Genomic DNA, 24,683 nt, shown 5'->3' with positions numbered 1-24,683 from the left:
GGAGATCGGCATGGCCACTGTGGAAATCGGGGATGTCGACGCCGGCGCGGCGTCGGACGCCTCCAGACCGGCGCCGCTCGACGGCATTCGCGTGATCGACGCCGCGACGCTGTTCGCGGGCCCGCTCGCGGCGACGATGCTCGCGGACTACGGCGCCGACGTGATCAAGATCGAGCATCCGGACGGCGATCCGGCGCGCAAGTACGGCGCGCGCCGCGACGACGTGCCGTTGTGGTGGAAGGTGCTCGCGCGCAACAAGCGGGCGGTCACGCTGAATCTCGGCACGGCCGACGGCCAGCGGATCTTCCGCGAGCTGGCGGCGCAGGCGGACGTGGTCGTCGAGAATTTCCGGCCCGGCACGCTCGAACGCTGGGGGCTCGGCTACGACGTGCTGTCCGCGCTCAACCCGCGGCTCGTGCTCGTGCGGGTGACGGGCTTCGGCCAGTTCGGCCCGTATGCGAGCCGCCCGGGCTTCGGCACGCTGGCCGAGGCGATGAGCGGGCTCGCGTCGATCACCGGCGAGGCGGACGGGCCGCCGCTGCTGCCGTCGTTTCCGCTCGCCGACACGGTCGCGGGGCTGACCGCCGCGTTCGCGATCATGACCGCGCTGAAGGCGCGCGAGCGCACCGGGCGCGGCCAGGTCGTCGATCTCGCGATCATCGAGACGATGCTCGCGGCGATGGGCGCGCAGGTCGCGAGCTACGACCAGACGGGCCGGGTGCCCGAGCGCACTGGCAATCGTTCGCCGAACAATTCGCCGCGCGGCGTCTACCGCACGTCGGACGGCAAGTGGGTCGCGCTGTCGACGTCGGCGCACAGCATTGCCGAGCGCGTGATGCGTCTCGTCGGCCGCGCGGACCTGATCGACGAACCGTGGTTCGCGAACGGCGCCGAGCGCGCGAAGCATGCGGACGAGCTGGATGCGGCGGTCGGCGGCTGGATCGGGCAGCGCACGCGCGACGACGTGATCGCCGAATTCGAGCGCGCGCAGGCGGCGGTCGCGCCGATCTACGACGTCGCCGACGTGCTGCGCGATCCGCAGTACGCGGCGCTCGGCTCGATCGTATCGGTGCCCGACGCGGAGCTCGGCGCGTTCCGCACGCACAACGTGCCGTTCCGGCTGTCCGACACGCCCGGCGCGATCCGCTGGGGCGGGCCTGCGCGCGGCACGCACAACGACGAAGTATTCGGCGCATTGGGACTGGAGCGGCGCGAGATCGCCGATTTGACCGAACGGGGCATTCTATGAAAACCAGCGCAACTTACCGCAGTTACCTCTACGTGCCCGCGCACAAGGCGCAGGTGGTCGAGAAGGCGTATGCAAGCGAAGCCGACGCCGTCGTGCTCGACCTCGAGGATGCCGTGCCGGCCAGCCACAAGGCCGAAGCACGCGAGGCGGCCGCCGCGATTCTCGCGGAAGGTCCGCCGAAGCCGACGTACGTGCGGATCAACCCGATCGGCAGCCCGTGGTGCCGCGACGACGTCGACGCGATCGCGCAGCCCGCGCTGCAGGCGCTGCGCCTGCCGAAATGCGACCTGCCGCAGCATATCCAGGAAGTGGCGGGCTGGCTCGACGCGCTCGGCTGCGAGGCGGGCATCCAGATCCTGATCGAGTCGGCGTATGGCGTCGAGACGGCTTACCAGCTCGCGACCGCGTCGCCGCGGCTCGATCGGATCGGGCTCGGCGAGAGCGACCTGCGCGCGGACCTGCAGATCGGCGTCGACAACTTCACGCTCGAGGTGTGCCGCGCGCGCTGCGTGGTCGCGTCGCGTGCGGCGGGGCTGAACGGGCCGATCCAGACCGTCTATCACACGCTGCCCGATCTCGACGGTCTGAAGGAATCGACGCTGCGCGCGAAATCGATGGGGTTCGTCGGCCGCTTCGCGATTCATCCGTCGCAGCTTTCGGTGATCAACGAGGTGTTCACGCCGTCGGACGACGAGATCCGCGCGGCCGAGCGCGTGCTCGAGGCGGTCGATGCGGCGGCGGGCAAGGCCTCGGCGTCGTCGGTGTTCGTGCTGCCGGACGGCCGCGTGGTCGCGCCGCCGCTGATCGCCAACGCGCGCGTGACGCTCGCGCTCGCGAACAATCTTCGACTCAGTGGAGCACTGGCATGAGCACACCCGAGACGCTTTCCGCGCAGGCGGCGGCCGCCGATACGACCGCACCGAACCGGCCCGCGCCGCCCGACGGCATCGTCGGCGCGCTCGGCCGCTTCGCGGCGGAGGTGCGCGCCGAAGGGCTGGATCGCAGGCTGCGCGTCGAGGCCGCCGCGCGCGTGCTCGACGTGGTCGGCAACAGCCTGATCGCGCACGACGAACCGGTCGCGCAGTCGGTGCTGCAGGTCGCGCGGCGCTGGGCCGGCACCGGCCCGGCGAGCGTGATCGGCGCGCCCGACCGGCTGCCGGCCGCGAGCGCCGCGCTCGTCAACGGCACGCTCGCGCATGCGATGGACTTCGACGATTCGCACATGCTGTCGGTGCTGCACCCGAGCGCGTCAGTGATTCCGGCCGCGCTCGCCGCCGCGCAGGCGAGCGGCGCGTCGGGCGCGGCGCTGCTCGATGCGATCACGGTCGGCACCGAGGTATGCATCCGGCTCGGGGTCGCCGCGTACAACGAGCGGCTCGGCAATTCGGTGTTCTTCGAGCGCGGCCAGCACGCGACGTCGATCTGCGGCACGGTCGGCGCGGCGGCGGCCGCGGCGATGCTGTTCGGGCTCGACGCCGCGCAGATCGCGGCGGCGCTCGGCATTGCCGCGAGCATGGGCGCGGGCCTGCTCGAAGCGAACCGCACCGGCGGCTCGGTGAAGCGGATCCACTGCGGCTGGGCGGCGCACGCGGGCGTGAGCGCGGCGGAACTGGCAGGCGCGGGCGTGACCGCGCCGCCGACCGCGCTCGAAGGCCGCTTCGGCTTCTTCCACGCGTGGTGCGGCGACCTCGCCGACGTCGACGCGGTGCTGCGCGACCTGGGCGACGAATGGGAGACGAGCCGGATCATCTTCAAGCCGTATCCGTGCAACCACTTCACGCATCCGGGCATCGACGCGGCGCTGCAACTGAAGGCGCAAGGCGTGACGGCGGACGACGTGGTGTCGGCCGAGCTGCGGGTCGCGACGTCGACGCTGCGCACGATCGGCGAGCCGGCGGAGCTGAAGGCGAATCCGCCGAACGGTTATGCGGCCGCGTTCTCGGGGCCGTACACGGTTGCGGCGGCGCTGCTCGGCGGCGGCGGGCTCGGCGTCTGGTTCGACGATTTCGGCGATGCGCTTGCGCAGGACCCCGCACGGCGCGCGCTGGCCGCGAAGGTGCGCTGCGTGGCCGATCCGTGGTGCGACGCACGCTTCCCGACTTTCCTGCCGGCCGTGCTGCGCGTCGAGCTGCGCGACGGGCAGGTGCGTGAGGCGCGGATCGAGTCGAGCAAGGGCACGAATTCGCGGCCGCTGACCGAACAGGAGCTCACCGCGAAATTCGTGCTCGCGGCTAGTTCGGCGCTCGGCACGGGGAGCGCGCTCGCACTGCGCGACGCGGTGCAGGCGCTCGCCGACGATGCGCCGCTCGACGCGCTTGCGGCGCTGACGTCAGGTACTGAAGGAGGACACCGATCTTGAATGCACCCCGCTGGAAAAAGCGGCCGCCCGGCTCGAACTGGGGCGATTTCGGTCCCGACGACCAGAAGGGGCGGCTGAACTGGCTGACGCCGGACAAGGTGCGGCAGGGCGCAGCCGAGGTTCGGGAAGGGCTGTCGTTCTCGCTGAGCCTGCCGCTCGACGTGCCGCGCGGCGGCGGGCTGAACGCGCGGCGCCGGCCGCCGGCGATCATGCCGGCGCTGCTCGGCGGCAAGCCGTACTTCGGCTATCGCGCGGACGAACAGGTTGCGAACGCAACCGACGTGGTTTGCGACGATTCGTTCTGCATGCACTCGCAGTTCTCGACGCAGTGGGACGGCCTGTCGCACGTGGGCGGCCTGTTCGACGCGGACGGCGACGGCGTGCCTGAAATCGTGTTCTACAACGGTTTCCGGATGGGCGAGCATCTGCGGGTGCCGCAGGAAGGCGACACGACGGGCGGCGCGCGCGCGCTCGGCATCGAGGTGATGGCGCAGACGGGCGTGCAGGGGCGCGGCGTGCTGATCGACCTGCGGCGTCATTTCGGCGACGCGCGCACGAAGGTCGGCTTCGCGCAGCTGATGCAGGTGATGGACGCGGACCGCGTGCAGGTCGAGCGCGGCGACATCGTCTGCCTTCACACCGGCTTCGCGGATCTGCTGCTGAACGACGACGGCGGATCGCCCGCGACGGTCGCGAGCGCGTGCGTGCTGGACAGCAGCGATGTGCGGCTGCTGCAATGGATCGACGAATCGGGGCTGGCCGCGCTCGTGGCCGACAACCACGCGATCGAGGAACGTCCGCAGCATGCGCAGCCGCTCGCGCAACCGGGCGCACTGATGCCGTTGCACGAGCTGTGCCTGTTCAAGCTCGGCATTCACCTCGGCGAGCTGTGGCACCTGACGCCGCTCGCGAACTGGCTGCATGCGCACGACCGGAACCGGTTTCTGCTGACCGCGCCGCCGCTGCATATCCGCGGGCTGGTCGGCGCGCCGGCGAATCCTGTCGCGACCGTTTGAGCGTGCGGGCGGCCGTGGCGGCGGCCGCCCGCACTTTTTTTGCAGCGCGACCGGCTTGCGCAAAATGCGAATTCAATTGCCGATTGACAAGGTATTCAGAAGAATCGACGCGAAACGGGCAATTTAATTTAAAACCATAAATAATATCGTCCGTTATCCAAAAAATATCGACAAGTCAAGATTGGACTATTCTTGTGCATTGCACTAAATATCAGGGGATTGCTCCGATTGCGGAATTTCGCAATCGTGATCGGAGGCGGTGATTAACCTGTTTAGTGGATGGTCGCAAACATGAATCTACGTTCGATCGATTTGAACCTGCTGGTCATACTCGATGCGCTGCTGACGGAGAAACAGGTCACGCGGGCCGGCCAGAAGGTCGGCCTCACGCAGCCGGCCGTCAGCAACGCGCTGGCGCGGCTGCGGTTCGTGTTCAAGGACGAGATCCTGGCGCGCACCGCGGTCGGCATGGAATTGACACCGCGCGCGCAGGCGCTGGCCATGCCGATTCGACAAATCATGCAACAAATCGAGGAATTATTTGAATCGGATTATCAATTCAATCCTTTTACGTCCGAGCGCCATTTTACGGTGCGCATGTCGGATCTCACCGAATTGCTTTTGCTGCCGGCCCTGCTGCGCTGCATGCGCCTGACCAGCCCGAATATCGGCATGGACGTCGTGCACATGAGCGCCGCCAAGACCGCCGACGCGCTCGAATCGGGGCTGCTCGACCTGGCGGTCAGCGCGGGCCTCGAACATTCGGGCACCCTGTCGTCGCAAACCGTGTTTCATGACCGGATGGTCTGCGTGATGAGCCGCAGCCATCCGGACGCGGGCAGGCCGCTGACGCTCGAACGGTTCCTCGCGCTCGACTTCCTCAACGTGACGATCAACCCGGTCGACCACAGCCTGGTCGACAACCTGCTCGCGAACATGAACTGCACGCGGCGCATCGCGCTCAACGTGCCGCACTGGCTCGTCGTGCCGAACATGCTGGATGCGCTGCCGTACGCGGTGATCATGTCGGAGCGGCATGCGGTGAGCCTCGACGATGCGCGGCTCGTGATCCGCGAGCTGCCGCTCGCGATGGAGCCCGTCGCTTGGTCGCTGTACTGGCACCGCCGCTATGACGGCAGCAACGCGCATGCGTGGCTGCGCGGCCGCATCGTCGAGGTCGCGGAAGCGCTCGAGCGGCACGGCGTCGCGGCGGAGGCTTAGCGTGAGCCGCCCCAGGGCCGTTCACACGGGGCGGCCGACGACGAGCAGCGGCGGCAGCGCGGCGACGTCGGGCTGCTCGTCGAGCCGCCACAGGTAATCGAGCGCCGCGCGGATCTGCGTCGGGCTCCAGTGCCGCCGGCAGTTCTTCGTGAACTTCGCGTCGTAGTCGTCGCGCCGCATCGGCCGCGTCGGCGAGCCGGGCAGGTCGTCCACCTGCTTCGTGCAGGTCGTGCCGTCTTCGCACACGGCCGTCACCCGGTTCGGCGCCTGCGCCGGATAGCGGGCGGTCAGCGCCGGGTCTTCGTGCACGGTGATCCGCTCGATCAGCGCGCGCAGCGCCGGATCGCGCAGCGCGTCGTGCCGGTAGCTCTCGGTCGTGATGTCGCCGTCGAGCATCGCACGCGCGACGATATACGGCAGGCTGTGATCGGCGGTCTCGTGGGTCGACGGCGCCCATTTTTCGCGGTCGCGGCCGGCCGTCACGTAGCCCACTTCGGTCGTGTGGATCTCGATGCGCCGGATGCGGCGCAGGTCGCCGACCTGCGCGGCGACGTCGAGCGCGGCCGGAATCGCGGTTTGCGTGAGGCCTTGCGCGGGATAGAACTTCACGAAGCACTTGCCGATCCGGAACGCGCCGCCGCGCCCGCCGAATTCGCGCGTGTCGACGGCGAACGGCCCGGACACCTGCGGAAAGAACCCCGCCATGCCTTCGAAGATCGGTGACGGGCCGGTCAACCCGGCGCGCGCGAGCTGCGTCGAGAACACCGCGTTGCGCGCCGCGTCCGCATCGGCGAGCGCCTTCCAGTTCGACAGTTGCTGGACGCGCGTCTGGTTCAGCGCGAGATGGCTGTTGATCGACAGGTTCACCGCCTGCACCAGTTGCGGCGCGGGCATGCGCATCAGCTTGCCGGCGGCGAGCGCGACGGCGGGCAGGCTGTAGCACGTGTGATCCCAGCCGCGCGGGCTGATCGCGGCGGCGTCCATCAGCCGGCACGCGATCTCGTACGCGATCGCGATCGACAGGATCAGGTCGCGGCCGTTCGCATGCTGCGCTTCGGCGACTGCGAGGCACGCGGACATGTTGTCGCTCGGATGGCCGGTCTCCTTGCCGGCGTACGCGTCGTTGAAATCGTAGTAGCGCAGCGCGGTGCCGGTCGCGAATGCGGCGAGATCGGGGCTCGTGCGCCGGCTCGTGCCGACGATCGTCGACACGCCGCCCGGCGACGCGAGAGCCGCGTCGCGCGCGATCCGCACCGGGCGTTCGTCGTGCGCGGCGATCGCGCAGCCGAGCGCATCGATCAAATGCGCCTTGATCGTCTCGATGGTCGCGGCGTCGAGGTCGCGATACTGCAGCCCGGCCGCGTAGTCGGCGAGCTGTTGCGCGAGATCCGGGCGGCCGGCGGTGACGCCGGCGGCCGGCAGCGCGCCGGCGCGGGCATGGGCGAGCGGCAGCGCGAGCGCCGCGCCGGTCAGCGTGGAAAGAAAGTGGCGGCGGTTCATGGTGCGATGACTCCGAAGGTTCCTGAAACTGGGGGAGAGGCGAGCTCAGAACAGCTTGCGCAGGCCGAGTGCGGCGCCCGCGCTGCCGGCGCGGTCGGCGGCCAGCGAGTAATGGAGGAAGTTGTAGTTGTAATTGTCGAAATCGAGCGCGGCGCGGCGCGCGTAGCCTCCCGCCAGGTACAGCGTGACGGCTTTCGACAGGAAGTAGTTCAGCTGCAGCGTGACCTGCTGCGGGTTGGCCGGGTGCGGCGCGGGCGTCTGCGCGTTCGGCGGATTCTGCGCACGGATGTCCTCGTAATAGAACGCGCCGATCGCCTGCAGGTAAGGCGTGATCATGTAGCGCACGCCGGCCCACCAGAACGTGTAGTTCGTCACGACCGACGGCGTGGCGACGCCGCTCTGGCCGTGCGTGACGCCGGCCAGCAGCTGCGCGCGGTCGACGGACACGATCGCGGCGGCGGCGTAGCGGCGGAAATGCGCGAAGCCGCCCGGCTGCGGCGTGTTGACGTCGTCGAACGCGGCGGCGAACGAGAAGGCGCCGCCGGCATAGTCGAAGCCGGCGCCGTAGGCTGCGTTCGACTGGAACGCGCCGGGCGTGCCGCCGAACGAATAGTGCGTTTCGAGCGTCAGCGAGCCGATCTTCGCCAGGTACTTGGCGACGTTGTTCTCGCGGAAGTTGACGCCGACGATCGCGCCGGCCGGCTCGTACAGCGTCGAGTACGCGCCCGTCGGCGAATAGCGCTCCATGACGTCGAACAGCGTCGAGTACTGGTGGCCGAGCCGCAGCGCTCCCCAGCGCTCGTGCTGCAGCCCGACCCACGCGGAGCGGTCGAAGCCGCCCGCGCCGGTGCCGGTACCGTTGTTCAGGTTGATGCCGCTTTCGAGCCGGAACGCGGCCTGCCAGCCGCCGCCGAGTTCCTCGACGCCCTTCAGGCCCCAGCGCGAGCCGCTCTTGCCGCCCGACGCCATCCGCACGAGCGATGCCGACGACTTGTCGCCGGGCGTGGCCTGGTGGGTGAGGAATTCCGTATAGATGTCGGCCACGCCATACAGCGTGATCGTGCTCTGCGCGCAGGCGCCGGCCGATACGAGGCCCAGTCCGCACAGTGCGGACATCCGCTTGCCCATGGCTTGTCTCCTTCCAGGGTTTGTTATTTATTCGAATGCGGCGCCGCGCCGGTCGAGCGGTGCGGCGGTGCTGCGGGGCGACGCTATCCGGGCCGGGCGGCGAACGGGCAGCGGCGCGGTGGAACGCACGCGTGCACCGCGCGACGCGCGCGTGCGCAGGGATGAAGCACGGCGATGAAGGGCGGCGCGCGCATCACCGGGGCGCGCCGTCGGCACGCGCATCACCGGGGCGCGCCGTCGGCACGCGCCTGCACGGCCGCGTGACGTGCGAGCACGCGCTTCGCGCGGGCGACGCCGGGCGCGTCGACCATCCTGCCGTCGACGCGCAGCGCGCCGCGCCCGTTCGCGCGCGCGTCGTCGTAGGCGGCCAGCACGGCGTTCGCGTCGCGCACCGCGTCGTCGTCGGGCCGGAACGCGCGGTTGAGCGCGCCGACCTGCCGTGGATGGATGCAGGTCGCGCCCGCATAGCCGAGCTCCGCGGACGCGCGCGCGAGGCGCTCGAATGCGTCGAGATCGCGCAGTTCGTCGAGGCCGCCGATGAGGCCGAGCGGCAGGATGCCGGCGGCGCGCGCGGCGATGATCAGCAGTTGCTTCGGCACGCGCAGCACGTCGGCGCCCGCGCCGCTTTCGCAGTTCAGCGCGAAGTCGCCGCCGCCCAGCATCATCGCGACGACGCGCGGCGATGCCCGCGCGATCCGGTCCATCGACTGGAACGCGCGCGGCGTTTCGACGATCGCGACGATCCGCGTGCCGCCGGGCGGCACGCCGGTTTCCTCCTCGAGCGTGGCCAGCAGTTCGTCGATCGCCTCGACGTGCGAGCCGCCGCGCACCTTCGGCAGCACGACGCCGTCCACGCCGGCCCGGACGGCCGCGCGCAGGTCGGGCACCAGCAGGTCGAGCGGGCCGTTGGCGCGCACCAGCACGTCGCGGCCCGGCGCGCGCAGCGCCGGCACGGTGTCGGCCAGCCCGTCGCGGGCGGCCTCCTTGCACGCGGGCGGGACGCTGTCCTCGAGATCGAGGATCAGTGCATCGGCGTCGCTCGCGGGGGCCGATGTGACGAAGCGGGGGACGTGGGCGGGGACGTACAGCAGCGAACGCCAGACGGGTTGAGGCGACGAATTCATCGGTGATCTCTAAAAATGAAAGTCACTTTCATTTTTGTGATGGATGAGGGCATTCGTCAAGATTATCGTTAACGCCTAGTTTCAAAGGCGGTTGTAAGAAGATGAGCGACCGAAGCCGCGCGGATTCATGTTGATGTCATCGATGATCTGCGTATAATGAAAGTGACTTTCATTTTTCGGATGCCGGCCGCCGCGTCGCCTCGTGACGCTGCCGGCATCGCACGAGGTGGACATGAGCAAGGTGGAGACAAGCAATCAGGCAGAGGGCGGCGTGGCCGCGGTCAACCGCGCGCTGACCGCGCTGCTGGCGTTCGGCAACGCGCCCGGCGGGCTGATGCTCGCGCAGGTCAGCGAAGAGACGGGGCTCAACATGAGCACGCTGTTGCGGATGTTCGAGTCGCTCGAGCAGTTCCGCTTCATCAAGCGCCTGCCGGACGGGCGCTACGTGCTGGGGCCCGCCGTGTTCCAGCTCGGGATGATGTATCGCGAGTCGTTCCAGCTGCGCGAGTACGTGATGCCGATCCTGTCGAAGCTGTCGGCGGAAACCGGCGAGACGGCCGCGTTCTACGTGCGCGAAGGCGACCAGCGCGTGTGCCTGTTCCGCATCCAGGCGCAGCGCTCGGTGCGCACGCATCTGCGCGAGGGCGACCGCTTCCCGCTCGACGTCGGCGCGGCCGGGCGCGTACTGCTCGCGTTCAGCGGCACGCGCGGCGGCGACTACGAGAAGACGGCCGGGCAGGGCTACGCGGTGTCGATCGCCGAGCGCGACCCGGAAAGCGCGGCGATCGCGTGCCCGGCGTTCGGCGTCGGCCGCGTGCTGAGCGGCGCGATCTCGCTCGGCGTGCCGCGCTATCGCTTCAACAAGAAGGTACTGGCCGATTACCTGCCGCGCGTGCAGGCGGCCGCCGCCGAGCTGACGCATGCGCTGGGCGGCGATCTGCCCGCCGCGAGCGCGGCGTTCCGCGCGGCCGACCAGCTCGGCGTGCTGCTCGAGTAGCGTCGTGCGCGACCGAGCGCGCGCACTTCGAAGTCCGCATCGAACGACACACACACCAACCAGGAGACAAGCATGTTCGTTCCCGACCCGCAGGCCGCTCACGCGGCCGGCGCGCGCCGTCGCGCGTCCACCGGCCCGATCCATCCGAAACCGTTCGACGCCGGCGCGCAGGGGCCGCTCGCGGGCGTGCGCGTCGTCGACCTGTCGCGCCTGATGGCAGGCAACATGCTGAGCGTGCAGCTCGCCGATTTCGGCGCGGACGTCGTGAAGGTCGAGAGCGAGCGCGGCGATACGCTGCGCGCGGTCGGCGCGGGCGGGATCAGCACGAACTGGAAGGTGTACGGGCGCAACAAGCGCAGCGTATGCGTCGACCTGCGCGCGCCCGAGGGGATCGACATCGTCCGCCGGCTGGTGCGCGACGCGGACGTGTTCGTCGAGAGCTTCAAGCCCGGTGTCGCCGAGAAGATGGGGCTCGGCCCGGACGACCTGCTCGCGATCCGTCCCGAGCTGGTGATCGCGCGGATCTCCGGCTGGGGGCAGACGGGGCCGTACCGCCACAAGCCGGGCTTCGGCACGCTCGCGGAAGGGTATGCGGGGTTCGCGGCGATCAACGGCTTCGCCGATCGCGAGCCGGTGCTGCCGCCGATGTTCCTCGGCGACATGACGGCCGGGCTGTCCGGCGCGATCGCCGTGCTGGTCGCGCTGCATGCGCGCGACGCGCACGGCGCGGCGGGGCAGGTGATCGACGTGTCGCTGTTCGAACCGCTGCTGTCGATCCTCGGTCCGGCCGCCGCGAACTACGTGATGACCGGCGAGATCAAGGCGCGCACCGGCAGCCGCTCGTCGAACACCGCGCCGCGCAACGCGTATCGCACCGGCGACGGCAAGTGGCTGTGCCTGTCGAGCTCGACGCAGGCGATGGCCGAGCGGCTGTTCCGCGCGATCGGCCGCGCGGACCTGATCGACGATCCGCGCTACGCGACCAACGTGCAGCGCGTGCAGCACGCGGAGGCGCTCGATGCGATCGTCGGCGAATTCATCGTCGCGCGCGATCTCGACGCCAATCTCGCGTTCTTCGAGGAAGCCGGCGTGACGGTCGGGCCGATCCAGGACATCGCGCAGATCGTTAAGGATCACTACGTGATCGATCGCGAGGCGCTCGTCGAGCTGCCGGACGACGACGTCGGCAGCCTGCCGATGCACAACATCACGCCGCGCCTGTCGGCCACGCCCGGCACGTTCCGCCGGCCGGCGCCCGCGCTCGGCGAGAACAATCGCGAGATTCTGCTGCCGCTGCTCGGCGAACGCGAATACGAGCGGCTCGCCGGGCTGGGCGTGATCCGCACGCGCTAGGCGCGACGTGCGACGCGGCCGCGAAGCACGGCCGCCGCACCCTGGACATTGCATGGAGGAGACACCATGAAGCCACGCTGGACCCATCGGCCGCCCGGCTCGAACTGGGGGGATTTTGGCCCGGACGATCAGAAAGGGCGCTTGAACTGGCTGACGGCCGACGCGGTGCTGCGCGGCGTCGCGGAGGTGCGCGAAGGCCGCGTGTTTTCGCTGAGCCTGCCGCTCGACGTGCCGCGCGGCGGCGGACTGAACGCGCGGCGCCGGCCGCCGGCGATCATGCCGGCGCTGCTCGGCGACCAGCCGTACTTCGGCTATCGGGCGGACGAGCAGGTTGCGAACGCAACCGACGTGGTCTGCGACGATTCGTTCTGCATGCACTCGCAGTTCTCGACGCAATGGGATGCGCTGTCGCACGTCGGCTCGCTGTTCGATCCGGCGGGCGACGGCGAGCGAGTCCGCGTGTTCTACAACGGCTACCGGATGGACGAGCACATCCAGGTGCCCGAAGCGGGCGCGCCGCGCGGCGGCGCGCGTGCGCTCGGCATCGAGGTGATGGCGCAAACCGGCGTGCAGGGGCGCGGCGTGCTGGTCGACCTGCGCCGCCACTTCGGCGACGAGCGGCGCAAGATCGGCTACGCGGAATGGATGGCGGTGCTGCGCGAGGACGACGTGGTCGTCGAGCGCGGCGACATCGTGTGCGTGCATACGGGCTTCGCCGATCGCCTGCTCGACGCCGACGCGCGCGGCGAGCAGGCCGCGCCGGACGTGTGCTGCGTGCTGGACGGCAACGACCCGCGCCTGCTCGAATGGATCGACGCATCGGGGCTCGCCGCGCTCGCAGCGGACAACCACGCGGTCGAGGAGCGCCCGCGCCATGCGTCGGCGCGCGAGCGGCCCGGCGCGCTGATGCCGCTGCACGAGCTGTGCCTGTTCAAGCTCGGCATTCATCTCGGCGAGCTGTGGCACCTGACGCCGCTCGCCGACTGGTTGCGCGCGCACCGGCGCAACCGCTTCCTGCTGACCGCGCCGCCGCTGCACCTGCGCGGGCTTGTCGGGTCGCCGGTCAATCCGGTCGCCACCGTATGAACGCCGGCGCCGCGCGCACCCCGCGCCGGCGCTCGGTCCGCCGCTTCGCGCAGGCCGCGCGGGCGGATCATCGAGGAGTCGCCATGTCCCATTCCCATGCGGCGTCGATTGCCGCGCGCATCGACCGCCTGCCCGCGACGGCCAGCATCTGGATGCTCGTGCTGTTCCTGAGCGTCGGCGGGTTTTTCGAGGTCTACGACCTGTTCCAGATGACCTACCTGCCGCCGGGGCTGATCCGCGACGGCATCTTTCACGCGGGCTCGCACGGCGTGCTCGGCATGTCGGACCAGGGCGCGCTCGGCGCGGCGACGTTCGCCGGGCTGTTCGTCGGCGAGATGTTCGTGTCGCGCCTCGCGGACCGCTTCGGGCGGCGCGCGCTGTTCACCGGCGCGTTGCTGCTCTACACGGCGGGGAGCCTTGCGATGTGCGTGCAGACCCACGCGCTCGGCATTCTCGTGTGCCGCTTCATCGCGGGCTGCGGCATCGGCGCGGAGCTGATCACGATCGGCGCGTTCCTGACCGAGCTGGTGCCGAAGGCCGTGCGCGGCCGTGCGTTCGCGCTGTGCTTCGCGGTCGGCTATCTCGCGATGCCGGTGCTCGCGCTGGTGTCGTGGCTGTGGGTGCCGCACGATCCGCTGGGCATGTCCGGGTGGCGCTGGGTCGTGCTGCTCGGCGGCGGCGGCGCGGTCGTCGTCTGGTGGCTGCAGTCGCGGCTGCCGGAGTCGCCGCGCTGGCTCGCCCGCACCGGCCGCGAGGCCGAGGCCGAAGCCGTGCTGCAGCGGCTCGAGCAGGCGGTCGAGCGGGAATCCGGCCGGCCGCTGCCCGCGGTCCGGATGCCAGCCGTCGCAACACCGGCCGCGCGGCGCGCGCCGTCGATGTGGGATACGCAGCATCGCGGCCGCACGGCGATGTTGATCGTGTTCAACGCATTCCTGAGCATCGGCTTCTTCGGCTTCAGCCAGTGGCTGCCGACGCTGCTCGCCGCGCAGGGCGCGACCGTCACGAAGAGCCTCTGGTATGCGTTCGTGATCGCGTTCGCGTATCCGGTGTCGCCGTTCGTCGCCGGCCTGCTCGCCGACCGGATCGAGCGCAAGTGGCTGATCGTCGCGTCGGCGTTCGGCGTCGCGCTGTTCGGCACCGCGTTTGCGATGTCGGCGCAGGCGCCGTTCGTGATCGCGTTCGGCCTGCTCGTCACGCTGTCCAACACGGTACTCGCAAGCAACGGCACCGCGTATCAGTCGGAAGTGTTTCCGACCGAGATCCGCGGGCGGGCGCTCGGTTTCGTGCATTCGATCGGCCGCCTGACGGGAATCGCGAGCAGTTTCATCGTCGCGCTGCTGCTCGAACGCGCCGGGGTGTCCGCGGTGTTCGTGCTGATCGGCGGCAGCATGCTGATCGTGATGGTGTCGATAGGCGTGTTCGGGCCGTACACCAACAACCGGGCGCTGGACGAGATCACGGACAGCAGCGAGGACGGCGCCGAGAACGCGGCGGCGGTGCGCGGGCTCGCCGCATTGCCGACCCGGCATGTCGATGAGCGGCGTAAAGGAGCCGGGGATGGGGCGGTGTAATGGGGGTGACTTCAGAAAACGGAAAATACTGCACGCTAAGGCCTGTCGGGTTGTGCTGCACGGCCTTGCAGAGAGCTTGTGCCGACGGAGCCCCGGCACGGAATCGGATTCTCGCTGCCGACAGCCGGATGTGCATCGCCTCCCAGAAACAGCAAGGGCCGCTGTCGCGGCCTCTGCTTCAATCCGGCTTCGGCCGATAACCTGGGTCTTTGTTGGCCTCTTTGCGAACACCAGTTCCAAGATACCGGTGCCAGTTCTTGCCGCTCGCTAGCGCAGCATCCGTCCAGTAGTAGTTAGCGGAAATCCGCCCGCTATTGCCCTCGACGTTAACTACACCTTTATGCGCATGCTTGCGCAACAGCTTGTTAAGTTCGCGATTGACCCATTTTTCTGTATCCGCCGTATCGGCGGCGTACCATGTCGCTCCAATAGCGTGATCGTCTTCGCCACTGAACCGCACATTCACAAATGCAACGCGTAACGTCCGGCTGCTTTGGCCCGACGATTCTTGAATCATCAGACCGATGACCAATCAGTAAAGCCATTGCGCGCAGTCCGCTATCACTCCACGCATTAGCATTGATCCGCTCAACATGCACAAACGGATGGTCATAGCTTTCGGAGCGATACAGCGCCAGCCCTGTCTTTTCGAGTTTATCGCTATTACGGACCTTCGGCCTCGTCCCATTGCGCTAGAAGGTCGGCAGGGATTGCCTTGACCGCTTCCGCGTAGCGCTTACCGACAAACTGCTCGGCGCGCTTGAGCAATACCGGAACCGGGCTGCTGGGCTCATGTGTCTCGAACCAGTGACGTGCCGCACTGATCAATGCCAGCGCCGCTTGTCGGTCGGCGGGCGCGCCATCCGTGCGCGCCGCGGTGGATGGCGGCTCGGCAGTGGCGAGCCGCTCGCCGCTGTGTCGCACCGGCGGGGATTCGGTCGCATGCGTTCCTTCTGTCATGCTGCCATCGTGATCGGCGGCGTCGAAGTGAGATGTGTCAGCCGGTGCGGATTCGATGTGTTGGTCGCCGTGCTGCAGCAACTGGAGGAGGCGGATCAGGGGCGAGAAGTCGGGCAGGAACGACTCCAGATGGGCGGCGCACCACGTGTTGATCGCAGCGAGGTTCGAGATCGTCTCGTCAAAGGCGGCCATGGTCGCCGGCTGCTGCAGACGTAGATCCTGCAGCTGCTGCTCGACCGAGTCGGGTGCGATGGCGTCGGCCGGGCGTGGATGCGCGAAGGCGCGCTCGACATCCCGCACCTGCAGCCGCGTGGCGGTCGACTTCACTAGCACGATTTCCCGCACGTCGGCTAGCAGCCCATCGGGGTCCGCGAGCCCCTGCAACGCATTCATCCGCATGTCCAGCGCGGCCTCGCGATCATTGTCAACGCCTGCCTGTGGATGGATGTTGTCCGGAAACGTCTGCAGCCATGTCGCGAGCAGTCCCGTACCTTCCGCGAGTCCGACCGCACCGCCCAAGCGGGTGCGGCAACGCGTGTAGAGCGCTGCCACACGCATGTCCTTCGTGCGCAGCATCAGGCGCCGGCAGTCGCGTTCGATCTCGCTCCAGTTGAGCGGATCGGGCCCACCGACGAACGCGCCGTATTGCACGTCCTGCCTGGGTGCCGCGCCCGCGAAGAGGACCACGAAATCGTGGTCGTATTCGAGATCCGGGCCACAAGGCGCGCCGTCGCTCACGGGCGTGAGCCAGTCGAAGTGCGACGCGCCCGTGACGGGGGCGCGGCCTGGCTTGCCGTGCGTGGCGGATTGCTTCTTGCTCATGGTCGATTTTTGGAGTCAGTGGCACTGCGATCGAAATGGCGCACGTAACGCTCGGGCTCGAAACGCATGCCGGTAATGGGTTTATGCGGGTCCGGACGTCCGAGCCATCCGGACCAGCCCATGCGCTGCCGGCCACCCATCACTGCCGGTGGCGCACTCTCAGGCTTGATGCGCAGCTCGAGCTCCCATTCCAGCTCGTATCCCACGAATGCTCGGACCCATTCGACAAGCCGCGGCAGATCCTCGCCCTGGGGCGTAAAGCGCAGATAGGCGTCGAGATCGACTGGCCCAATGACGATCCGAAACCGATGCTGACGATCCGGGGCGACGCGGCCGAGCATCGCGCCTTGTCCCATCGTCGCCGCCGCACCAGGACGTCCCATGCGGCCACGGTCGGCTGCATCGATTTCGATCCAGTGAAACACGTGCTCCTCGATCGCGACCGGCACGCCAAAGTAGCGTTCGAGCGTCGCGCGCAAACCGTCCGGATTGCGCGACTCGCGCACGAGGTGCGGCGCCGCGGCCAGACGCGCGTGTGACGGAAGGGGGCGCCGGCGACACTCACCAACGTCCTGTCCGGTGAGGCTTGCGACGTAAAACGAAAAGTGCTCTTCGTCTGGTCGGTCAAGTCCGGCGGCCGACTGGGCCGACGCCCATGCGCGATAGAACAGCGTGAAGAAGCGGTGATGGAAGATGTCGAAAAAATCGACCGTCGTCATGTCCCGCCGACTGTCTTCACGATCCTTCGCGATCTCGGTGACGTGGATCGGCAGTGGACCATTGGGGCCGAGCATGCCGAGACCGAACAGGCGCACTTTCAGTCGCCCGTCGGCTTCTTGCGCACTCGCGACTTCACGCGGTGCAAAGGCAAGGCTCGGCTGCTGGCCGAGCCGGAACGGCTCGGAGCGCGGCCGGCGTGCGGTGCCGATCGGATCGATCGCCGGGTTCGCGCCGATACGTCGCAATAGAGACAGGAACCCGAAGCGCCACGGTTCGGCCTGCAGCCGTTCGAGCAGCTCAGGCGACAGCGTGCTATCGCGTAGCAGCGCGGGTAGCGTGGCGCGCTTCATCACAGGACTCCACGCGTACCGGTGCGCACGGGCCAGCGCGCGATACGGCCGCGCTGCATCGAATGCAATTCGGTTTGCGTAAAGCTGTTGATCGAGACATGCCGCGCGAGCCAGTGCTCGAGAATGACCCCAAAGAGATAGGGGCTCACACCGGAGAAGCCGGTTTCATCGACGGTCAGCGCGCATTCGATGCCACGCCCAAACGTCATTGGGCCGGCCCCCGGCAGTTTGCGCGTCACCGGGCGCGTCTTCACGCCTACGAGGCTTTCCACTTGCCGGCCTTGTCCGGAATCGCCGTCCGCAAGGTATAGGCGAAGCAGATCTCGCAGACCCTGGCCGCCTTCACGGTGATCAAGATCGTCAAGCGGTAGGTAGTTGAAATTGAGCTGGCGGATCAGACGCCAGGCCATCTCGCGCTCGGCATACGGCGGCAGCGGCGGACTCGGCGCTCGGATAAGGCCAATGCTCTCGACCGGGGCGGACTCGGCGGTCTCCAGGTCGTGCACACCATCGCGCGGCACGAGCGTGGCGAGATCGCGGTTAGTCAGGAGCGCGTCGACCGACAAAAAGCGGATGTTCTCGTTATAGGGCGCCTCGTTCTGGTCGACAAGCGAGAGAAATACCTCGGTGCCGACGTAGGGCGTGCGCGTACCGTAGCGGCGCGCCGAATCGGACACGAGCCTTCGTTCGCGACGGGTCGAAAAGTAGCGCCCGTGGTTGCCTTCATCGTTGTTCAGCGTCTGGTAGAGCGGACGGAACTCGAGCTCGGCGGACGTCGCGGCCACGCGGCCGTACACGGTCTCCACCGAGAACACCTCGTAGTCGAGGGGCGCAAGCCGCGCCGGCACCAGATGAAACTCGGTTTCGCGCGGCGAGAGCTCGATCCGGTCGGTATGCTTGCTGAAGAGGTTGATGACCGGCGTGCAGAACAGGGCGAAGCGTGACGCGTCGACGAGGTTGGCGAGTTCGGCCGGTGCGCGGTCGAGCAGCACGACGATCTCCACCTCGCGACCATCCACCCTCGAAAAGCCCTCGGCCAGGCCGGTCAACGCGAAGAACCAGAACCGTGCAGGGCACGCGAAGTACTCGTGCAGCAGGTTGTGCCCGTGAAATTTCGTCCACGTCAGCGGCAAGAGGTTCTGATCGGTGCGCAGGCCTTCGTGCTCCACCGCGTTTTGGGTGACCGCCGCGGGCGGACGGCCCGGTGCGCCGAACTCCCCGGGCGCGCCAATCACGGAGGCGATTGCGCCGACATGCAGCAGCTCGAACAGGTGGGAAGCGACCTGCTCATCACCGGCCAGATAGATCGGGAGCCGGTCGAGTCCCTGCAGATCAGCGATCCGGACGTCACCCGTCGTCGCCAGCCGGAGTCGCAAGGCGCCTCGCACCTGCGTATCGGGCGGGACGTACCGCGCGAGCCCCGGAATGTCCGGCGGGATACCGGTCAGACGCGCTTCGGTGATCGTGAGCGGCCACAGCGTCACGTCCTGTCCGCTCGTGAACTGGCACGCCGTTCTCTCTCCGTCGGGAATGCGTGCGGTGAACGAAGTGCCGCGCGCAATGCGATACCCTTTGGCGAGGTTACCTTCGGTCCGGCCGGGATACAGGCGCGCAACGGCAATCGACGGTGTGGGCGCAACGTAGTTCGGGTAGATCACCTCGAGCAGTCGCTCGGTAAAGCGCGGAAACTCCGCGTCGAGCTTGATCTGCATGCGTGCAGCCATGAAGCTGAACGACTCGATCAGGCGCTCGACGTAGGGATCGGCCACTTCGCCGGCCTGCATGCCCAGGCGCCGCGCGATCTTCGGGTGAGCATGCGCGAATTCAGCGGCGAGCTCGCGCATGTAGATGAGTTCCTGGTTGTAGTAGTCGAGCAGTCGCGGGTCCATCGGAGTGTTCTCGTTGTTGTCGTTGTGCCGCGCCGCGCTCAGCTGGTGCGCATGCCGGTGATTCGAATCTCGCTCGTTTCGAGATCCAGCGAGCTTTGCACCATGAATTCGAGCGGATACGGATCCATGTGAATCAGCCCGCGAACTTCGAATGCGAGGACGTTGTGATGTTCGCCGGCGGCGTCATTGCCGGGGCGAGGGGACACCACAAGGGAATCAGGAATCAACCGTGGCTCGAAATCCGTGATGGCCTGCCGGATCATGCGCTCGACGTCGTTCCACTGGCGCGACGCGATAAAGGCTCCCGCGAGCGGCGGCACGCCAAAGTTCACGGTCGAGGCCGCCGCATGCGGATGGCGTGCGCGATCGATCTGGTCCTCGATGCTCGTCGTGTTGAGCAGATAGGCGAGGTCTCGCTGCACAATGTCCCGCATCTGTTTGCGCGTGACCGTGTATTCCTCTGGCGCTTCGACCTGCCGATGCGGTGCGTCGTCGCGCAGCCGGTCGAGCAGGGTGGGCATCAGGTGCGCGTTGACGCGCCGAGGTGTCCGGACCGCGATCACATCCATCGTCGAGAGCTTTTTGCGCTCAGTCATCGACGCGCTCGCCAATGGTCGCGCCGTCAGCAATACGCGAGCCGAACTCGGTGTTCGCCAGATCGAACAGACTGAAGTCGCCTTGATCCGTTGTCCAGGTCTTTTGCCCAAGTGCAGTGATGCCGGTTCGCCCGTTCTCCAGCCAGACCGTTTCGCGCCCAAGGCGCATGGCGTCGTCCCCCGTTTCGGAACCCGGATACCGTGCCGGCATGAAGCCGTGGACGAGCGCGCCGTCGACGAGCGTGAGCGTACAGGGTGCCCACACCAAGTCGACAAGCTTTGCCGGTGGCGACACGCGCCATGCTGCGAGATCGCTGAACGGTACCCATCGGTAGTGTCCGGCGGTGATGACTTCGCAGACGGGGCCGAAACTGGAATCGCTATCGACAATCCAGGCGGCCTTTCCTTGAGGGATCCTGACCGCGACGCTCGGTGCGGCGTCGAGCGCGGTCTCGCGCGCGTCGTCGGCTAGTTCAATCTGTCCGCCGGCATTCAAGTGGAGCGCATTCAGCAACCCATCGACCCACGCTGGCGGCTCGAGCACGAAGCCCGGGCGCTCGCTTCCCTCGACTACGAGCTTTCGCCAGCGCTCGGCCCGGATCAAGTCGCGATAAACCTGCGCGGTTGACGCCTGGCCGGGCTCGAGCTTCGCCCACGTCTGCAATTGCTGGATCGCGCGCGCCCACTCACCGATGACGCACAACAGCTGAAACAGCGCCCAACGATGGGAGGCGGTGGTCGGCTGAGCCCGCAGGCGTGCCGAGACGCGCTCGATTTGCTCGCAGAGGGGAGCGTCACCCAAACGATGGGTGTAGGGCGTGTCGGAGGCGGTGAGCCGGGTCATCATTCGTCCTTGCGTGAGGGGGCGGATAGCGGACTGTCCACGGTCAGCGCGTGGTGTTCGCGCCGGGTGAGCGCGGGCGGTAGAGCTGGCCCACGCCGTGCGGCCGCTGCTTGATATTCGGGCGGGGCAAAGAGCCGCAGGATTTCCGGAATGGGTTCATCGTCGAGCGCGGTCTCGGCGTGCCCATCCAGTCGCTCGAACACGTCCTCTAGCGTGCGATTGCCAAACAGCAACGTTTCGATCGAATCGGAACCGCCGAGGTTGCCATGCGCGTGAAGGGCGTCCTGCGGGTCCGGACTGTCGGTATGCGCGGCTGGTTCATCTGCCATTTGCGCCCACTCGGTGCTGACCGCCGCATGGGGATCGGTCAGCGCGCGCCAATATTGGGCGTGCAATGTATCAACCAGGGCGTCGGGACTGTCAGCGGCGGCAGTGGGCGCGCGAGCCGAAGTGCGCATATGCGCCGAGGCACTGTCGATGCCCCCGATGCCGAGTTGTTCAAGTACGTCGTCGCTGGTGCGCAGATCTCCGCCCATTTCGTCTGCCGCAAGGCCGGAGTCGATCACGTCGGGACTGCGCGAGGCCAGCCCGTCGCCAAGCACGGGCTCGGTCTGCGAGAGGTTCGGTTGACGGTGCCAGGGTAGGCGAAGGGAGCGCATCTTGGTGTCCGATGACGAGAGTTCCGCATTTTAAACACGAGTGCCGGTGGCTCGTCCATCGCGGCATCGATAATCCAGATGTCGAGTGGGGTGGTAAGCGGTTTTAAGGGTTGGTAAATAAATGTCAGAGACTGTCAATTGTTAAGATGGGGGTTGTTGAAAATCAACGTGTTACGAAAATATGTGAAAATGTTTAAACATATAATTCTAAAATTATCTCGAAAAACAAAGACTTGGATTATCTCCAATCCCATCATGACTCGTCGGCGTGGCCCGGCTAGGCGTGCGGGATTGCGATTTAGGCAGGAAGGAGAGTGAGCGGATTGGCCGCGATTCTTTCTTAATGCTACTGATGTCGAGAATGCGTTGACGCCGTTTCGATTTCATGCGGATAATGCGGCACTGATCCGAGTAGACCGTTTGACTCGGATCGGAGAGAGAGCGATATGTCGAGTGTTTTCGGTTCCATCAGGTAAGGCTTCTGCATAGTAGTCCTGATAGGTCTGACGGGGTGCTCGGGGCATCGTAGCCAACAAAAAAGACCATCATGACCATTTCACGGCAAGCACTGTTCGGTAAGCTCGGGGTCCAGCTTTACCGTGGCATCGAATCCGCAACGAACTTCTGCAAGTTGCGCGGAAACCCGTTCGTTGAGCTCATCCACTGGCTGCACCAGCTACTGCAGCAGCCGGATGGCGACCTCCACCGGATCGTGCGCCACGCGGGCATCGACCGGGATGCGCTTGAGCGCGATTTCGCGCGGGCACTGGCCGCGTTACCCGCCGGCGCAAGCTCGATCAGCGATTTTTCATGGCATATCGAAATGGCGATCGAGCGCGCTTGGGTGCTTGCGACGCTCGAATACGATGACCGCCGTGTGCGCGGCGGGTGGTTGATCGCGGCCCTCGTGTCCACACCCGATCTGCGGCGTGTGCTGCTTTCCATCTCTCCCGCGTTCGGCAAGATCCCGGTCGACGCGCTTGACGGCGTGCTGCCTGCGTGGATCGCCGGCTCACCGGAAGCGGCCGACGCGCCTTACGACCATAGCGATTTGTCGCCCGCCACGCCGGGTGAGGCGTCTGGTGCGATGCCGGGCGCGCAAAAAAACGGATCACTCGAGCAGTACTGCACGGATCTGACGGCGCGCGCTCGAGCGGGCGAGATCGATCCGGTCATCGGCCGCGAACTCGAGATCCGCACGATGATCGATGTGCTGCTGCGCCGCCGGCAGAACAATCCGCTGCTGACCGGTGAGGCGGGTGTTGGCAAGACGGCAGTGGTAGAGGGCCTTGCCCGGGCGATCGCGTCGGGCAACGTGCCGCCGAACCTCGCTGACGTGCGCCTGCTGAGCCTCGACGTTGGTGCGCTGCTCGCCGGCGCCAGCATGAAGGGGGAATTCGAGGCCCGCTTGAAGGGGCTGCTCGAAGCGGCTGCCAAGTCGCCATTGCCGGTGATCCTGTTCATAGACGAGATTCACACGCTGATCGGTGCGGGTGGTCAGGCCGGCACGGGCGACGCCGCCAACCTGCTGAAGCCGGCCTTGGCGCGCGGCACGATCCGCACGATCGGCGCGACCACATGGGCCGAGTACAAGCGGCATATCGAGAAAGACCCCGCATTAACCCGGCGCTTTCAGGTACTGCAGGTCGCGGAGCCGTCCGAGGCCGCCGCCATCGATATGGTCCGGGGGCTCGTGCAAACGTTTTCGACGCATCACGGTGTGTTGGTACGTGATGAGGCGATCCGCGGCGCCGTGACGTTGTCGCATCGCTACATTCCGGCGCGCCAGTTGCCGGACAAGGCGATCAGCCTGCTCGATACCGCCTGCGCGCGGGTGGCGCTGTCGCAACACGCGACCCCGCGCGAGCTCGACGACGTGCGTCAGCGGCTCGCTGCCGCGCGGACTGAAGAGGCGCTGCTCGTGCAGGAGGCACGTATCGGTCTCGAGGCTGACACAGCGTTGGCCAGCGTACGCGCGCGTATCGACACGCTGGCGACGGACGAGGCCGCGGTCGAAATGCGTTGGCGTGAGCAAGCCACGGCCGCGCAAGCGCTGCTTGCCGCGCGTGAGAGCACTGCGGGAGAGCCCGACGATTTACCGATGCGACTTGAGCGGCTCCGCGAGCTTGAGCGCACGCTGGCTAACCTGCAGGGCGATGCGCCGCTCGTGTTTCCGGAGGTCGACGAGGCGATCGTGGCAGAGATCGTGTCGGATTGGACCGGCATTCCCGTCGGTCGCATGGTCACGGACGAGGTCGCGGCCGTGCGCCGGCTGCCCGAAACGCTGGAAGCCCGTGTGATCGGCCAGCCCGATGCGCTGCGCTTGATCGGCGAGCGCGTGCAGACCGCGCGTGCCGGCCTGACCGACCCGAAGAAGCCGCTCGGCGTGTTTCTGCTCGCCGGGCCGTCCGGCGTCGGCAAGACCGAAACGGCGCTGGCGCTCGCGGAGGCGTTGTACGGCGGCGAGCAAAACCTGATCACGATCAACATGAGCGAGTATCAGGAAGCCCACACCGTATCGGGCCTGAAGGGCGCTCCGCCGGGATACGTCGGTTACGGCGAGGGCGGGGTGCTGACCGAAGCCGTGCGCCGCCGTCCGTACTCGGTCGTCCTTCTCGACGAGGTTGAGAAGGCCCATCGCGACGTCCATGAAATGTTCTTCCAGGTGTTCGACAAGGGCTACATGGAAGACGGCGACGGTCGCCACATCGATTTCCTCAACACCACCATCCTGCTGACCAGCAATGTCGGCTCCGACCTGACTGCGAGCCTGTGCGCCGATCCGGCGCTCGCGCCGGATATGGACGGGTTGCGGGACGCACTTGCGCCCGAACTGCTCAAAGCCTTTCCCGCGGCCTTTCTTGGCCGGGTGGCCGTGGTGCCATACCGGCCGCTGGCCGACGATGGGCTCGCCCGCATTGTCCGATTGCATCTGGCCCGCGTCGTGAAGCGCATGGCGGACAGCCACGATATCGCGTTGACCTTCGATGACACGGTGGTCGACTACATCGTCGGCCGCTGTCTCGTACAGGAGACCGGTGCACGCGTTCTGATCGGGTTTATCGAGCAACACATCCTGCCGCGCCTGTCTGCCCTTTGGCTCGACGCCTTCACGTCGAAGGCTGCGATCGCGCGCATTTCGATCGGTGTTGCCGATCCCGCTGCAGCTCCGCTGCGGGCGCTGACGTTCGATGCATTGCCTATCCATTTGGACGCGTCGTTCAGTTGAGCGCCCAGTC

General features: G+C 67.4%; 20 protein-coding genes. 10 read left to right on the top strand and 10 right to left on the bottom strand.

Features of this window, described 5'->3' with window-relative positions; genetic code table 11:
• The first annotated feature begins 10 nt into the window (after nucleotides 1-10).
• From ACNQQL_RS13715 to ACNQQL_RS13695, 5 genes are all read left to right on the top strand, one after another.
• Entirely contained in the window at nucleotides 11-1,249 is a 1,239-nt protein-coding gene (locus ACNQQL_RS13715; RefSeq protein WP_347064410.1) for a CoA transferase, read from the top strand.
• On the top strand, nucleotides 1,246-2,118 hold the full coding sequence (locus tag ACNQQL_RS13710) for an HpcH/HpaI aldolase/citrate lyase family protein (RefSeq protein WP_072445206.1): 873 nt from the start codon (nucleotides 1,246-1,248) through the stop codon (nucleotides 2,116-2,118). The genes ACNQQL_RS13715 and ACNQQL_RS13710 overlap by 4 nt, the downstream gene beginning before the upstream one ends.
• Nucleotides 2,115-3,608, top strand: coding sequence for an MmgE/PrpD family protein (locus ACNQQL_RS13705; protein ID WP_347064409.1), 1,494 nt, complete (start codon nucleotides 2,115-2,117; stop codon nucleotides 3,606-3,608). The genes ACNQQL_RS13710 and ACNQQL_RS13705 overlap by 4 nt, the downstream gene beginning before the upstream one ends.
• A complete protein-coding gene (locus ACNQQL_RS13700) occupies nucleotides 3,605-4,624 on the top strand; it encodes a cyclase family protein (protein WP_347064408.1) in 1,020 nt (339 codons plus the stop codon). The genes ACNQQL_RS13705 and ACNQQL_RS13700 overlap by 4 nt, the downstream gene beginning before the upstream one ends.
• Before the next feature lie 291 nt (nucleotides 4,625-4,915).
• Nucleotides 4,916-5,845, top strand: a complete 930-nt coding sequence (locus tag ACNQQL_RS13695) for a LysR family transcriptional regulator (protein ID WP_072445219.1) — start codon at nucleotides 4,916-4,918, stop codon at nucleotides 5,843-5,845.
• A gap of 21 nt (nucleotides 5,846-5,866) precedes the next feature.
• Here the strand turns inward: ACNQQL_RS13695 and ACNQQL_RS13690 are convergent, their stop codons facing one another.
• From ACNQQL_RS13690 to ACNQQL_RS13680, 3 genes are all read right to left on the bottom strand, one after another.
• Complete coding sequence (locus tag ACNQQL_RS13690; RefSeq protein ID WP_347064407.1) at nucleotides 5,867-7,345, bottom strand: MmgE/PrpD family protein; 1,479 nt, start codon at nucleotides 7,343-7,345, stop codon at nucleotides 5,867-5,869.
• A 45-nt stretch (nucleotides 7,346-7,390) separates the two neighbouring features.
• A complete protein-coding gene (locus tag ACNQQL_RS13685) occupies nucleotides 7,391-8,473 on the bottom strand; it encodes a porin (RefSeq protein WP_347064406.1) in 1,083 nt (360 codons plus the stop codon).
• A 221-nt stretch (nucleotides 8,474-8,694) separates the two neighbouring features.
• Complete coding sequence (locus ACNQQL_RS13680; protein WP_347064405.1) at nucleotides 8,695-9,597, bottom strand: CoA ester lyase; 903 nt, start codon at nucleotides 9,595-9,597, stop codon at nucleotides 8,695-8,697.
• Between the two features lie 232 nt (nucleotides 9,598-9,829).
• Here ACNQQL_RS13680 and ACNQQL_RS13675 point away from each other — a divergent pair, with 232 nt between their 5' ends.
• From ACNQQL_RS13675 to ACNQQL_RS13660, 4 genes are all read left to right on the top strand, one after another.
• A complete protein-coding gene (locus tag ACNQQL_RS13675; protein ID WP_072445220.1) occupies nucleotides 9,830-10,594 on the top strand; it encodes an IclR family transcriptional regulator in 765 nt (254 codons plus the stop codon).
• Nucleotides 10,595-10,666: 72 nt separating this feature from the next.
• Nucleotides 10,667-11,947, top strand: coding sequence for a CoA transferase (locus ACNQQL_RS13670; RefSeq protein ID WP_347064404.1), 1,281 nt, complete (start codon nucleotides 10,667-10,669; stop codon nucleotides 11,945-11,947).
• Nucleotides 11,948-12,013: 66 nt separating this feature from the next.
• Entirely contained in the window at nucleotides 12,014-13,033 is a 1,020-nt protein-coding gene (locus tag ACNQQL_RS13665; RefSeq protein WP_347064403.1) for a cyclase family protein, read from the top strand.
• Nucleotides 13,034-13,116: 83 nt separating this feature from the next.
• Nucleotides 13,117-14,604: an MFS transporter gene (locus ACNQQL_RS13660; RefSeq protein WP_347064402.1), complete on the top strand. Its 1,488-nt coding sequence runs from the start codon at nucleotides 13,117-13,119 to the stop codon at nucleotides 14,602-14,604.
• 178 nt (nucleotides 14,605-14,782) lie between these two features.
• Here ACNQQL_RS13660 and ACNQQL_RS13655 read toward each other — a convergent pair whose 3' ends face one another.
• From ACNQQL_RS13655 to ACNQQL_RS13625, 7 genes are all read right to left on the bottom strand, one after another.
• On the bottom strand, nucleotides 14,783-15,136 hold the full coding sequence (locus ACNQQL_RS13655) for a hypothetical protein (protein WP_347064401.1): 354 nt from the start codon (nucleotides 15,134-15,136) through the stop codon (nucleotides 14,783-14,785).
• Between the two features lie 131 nt (nucleotides 15,137-15,267).
• Entirely contained in the window at nucleotides 15,268-16,386 is a 1,119-nt protein-coding gene (locus ACNQQL_RS13650) for an ImpA family type VI secretion system protein (RefSeq protein WP_347064400.1), read from the bottom strand.
• Nucleotides 16,383-17,456, bottom strand: a complete 1,074-nt coding sequence (tssG, locus tag ACNQQL_RS13645) for a type VI secretion system baseplate subunit TssG (RefSeq protein WP_347064399.1) — start codon at nucleotides 17,454-17,456, stop codon at nucleotides 16,383-16,385. The genes ACNQQL_RS13650 and tssG overlap by 4 nt, the downstream gene beginning before the upstream one ends.
• Nucleotides 17,456-19,345, bottom strand: a complete 1,890-nt coding sequence (gene tssF / locus ACNQQL_RS13640) for a type VI secretion system baseplate subunit TssF (protein ID WP_347064398.1) — start codon at nucleotides 19,343-19,345, stop codon at nucleotides 17,456-17,458. The genes tssG and tssF overlap by 1 nt, the downstream gene beginning before the upstream one ends.
• Nucleotides 19,346-19,383: 38 nt before the next feature.
• Entirely contained in the window at nucleotides 19,384-19,941 is a 558-nt protein-coding gene (gene tssE, locus ACNQQL_RS13635; RefSeq protein ID WP_347064397.1) for a type VI secretion system baseplate subunit TssE, read from the bottom strand.
• The gene (locus tag ACNQQL_RS13630) at nucleotides 19,934-20,785 is read right to left on the bottom strand and encodes a type VI secretion system accessory protein TagJ (protein WP_347064486.1); all 852 of its coding nucleotides are present in this window, start codon (nucleotides 20,783-20,785) and stop codon (nucleotides 19,934-19,936) included. Before ACNQQL_RS13630 ends, tssE begins: the two co-directional genes overlap by 8 nt.
• The gene (locus tag ACNQQL_RS13625; protein WP_347064396.1) at nucleotides 20,785-21,444 is read right to left on the bottom strand and encodes a TagK domain-containing protein; all 660 of its coding nucleotides are present in this window, start codon (nucleotides 21,442-21,444) and stop codon (nucleotides 20,785-20,787) included. The genes ACNQQL_RS13630 and ACNQQL_RS13625 overlap by 1 nt, the downstream gene beginning before the upstream one ends.
• Nucleotides 21,445-21,991: 547 nt before the next feature.
• On the opposite strand from ACNQQL_RS13625, the gene tssH reads away from it, so the two are divergent.
• Nucleotides 21,992-24,673, top strand: a complete 2,682-nt coding sequence (gene tssH, locus ACNQQL_RS13620) for a type VI secretion system ATPase TssH (RefSeq protein ID WP_347064395.1) — start codon at nucleotides 21,992-21,994, stop codon at nucleotides 24,671-24,673.
• Nucleotides 24,674-24,683 lie beyond the last annotated feature (10 nt).

It is taken from the genome of Burkholderia sp. LFS061, from assembly GCF_047978125.1.
Taxonomy (GTDB): domain Bacteria; phylum Pseudomonadota; class Gammaproteobacteria; order Burkholderiales; family Burkholderiaceae; genus Burkholderia; species Burkholderia pyrrocinia_C.
This window is presented reverse-complemented; position numbering and strand designations above follow the sequence as displayed.

Coding starts and splice junctions, on each gene's coding strand:
- tssE (WP_347064397.1), bottom strand. CDS start 19,941: ATGACTGAGCGCAAAAAGCTCTCGACGATGGATGTGATCGCGGTCCGG.
- ACNQQL_RS13710 (WP_072445206.1), top strand. CDS start 1,246: ATGAAAACCAGCGCAACTTACCGCAGTTACCTCTACGTGCCCGCGCAC.
- ACNQQL_RS13680 (WP_347064405.1), bottom strand. CDS start 9,597: ATGAATTCGTCGCCTCAACCCGTCTGGCGTTCGCTGCTGTACGTCCCC.
- ACNQQL_RS13660 (WP_347064402.1), top strand. CDS start 13,117: ATGTCCCATTCCCATGCGGCGTCGATTGCCGCGCGCATCGACCGCCTG.
- ACNQQL_RS13715 (WP_347064410.1), top strand. CDS start 11: ATGGCCACTGTGGAAATCGGGGATGTCGACGCCGGCGCGGCGTCGGAC.
- tssH (WP_347064395.1), top strand. CDS start 21,992: ATGACCATTTCACGGCAAGCACTGTTCGGTAAGCTCGGGGTCCAGCTT.
- ACNQQL_RS13690 (WP_347064407.1), bottom strand. CDS start 7,345: ATGAACCGCCGCCACTTTCTTTCCACGCTGACCGGCGCGGCGCTCGCG.
- tssG (WP_347064399.1), bottom strand. CDS start 17,456: ATGAAGCGCGCCACGCTACCCGCGCTGCTACGCGATAGCACGCTGTCG.
- ACNQQL_RS13665 (WP_347064403.1), top strand. CDS start 12,014: ATGAAGCCACGCTGGACCCATCGGCCGCCCGGCTCGAACTGGGGGGAT.
- ACNQQL_RS13670 (WP_347064404.1), top strand. CDS start 10,667: ATGTTCGTTCCCGACCCGCAGGCCGCTCACGCGGCCGGCGCGCGCCGT.
- ACNQQL_RS13695 (WP_072445219.1), top strand. CDS start 4,916: ATGAATCTACGTTCGATCGATTTGAACCTGCTGGTCATACTCGATGCG.
- ACNQQL_RS13630 (WP_347064486.1), bottom strand. CDS start 20,785: ATGACCCGGCTCACCGCCTCCGACACGCCCTACACCCATCGTTTGGGT.
- ACNQQL_RS13685 (WP_347064406.1), bottom strand. CDS start 8,473: ATGGGCAAGCGGATGTCCGCACTGTGCGGACTGGGCCTCGTATCGGCC.
- ACNQQL_RS13650 (WP_347064400.1), bottom strand. CDS start 16,386: ATGAGCAAGAAGCAATCCGCCACGCACGGCAAGCCAGGCCGCGCCCCC.
- ACNQQL_RS13625 (WP_347064396.1), bottom strand. CDS start 21,444: ATGCGCTCCCTTCGCCTACCCTGGCACCGTCAACCGAACCTCTCGCAG.
- tssF (WP_347064398.1), bottom strand. CDS start 19,345: ATGGACCCGCGACTGCTCGACTACTACAACCAGGAACTCATCTACATG.
- ACNQQL_RS13705 (WP_347064409.1), top strand. CDS start 2,115: ATGAGCACACCCGAGACGCTTTCCGCGCAGGCGGCGGCCGCCGATACG.
- ACNQQL_RS13675 (WP_072445220.1), top strand. CDS start 9,830: ATGAGCAAGGTGGAGACAAGCAATCAGGCAGAGGGCGGCGTGGCCGCG.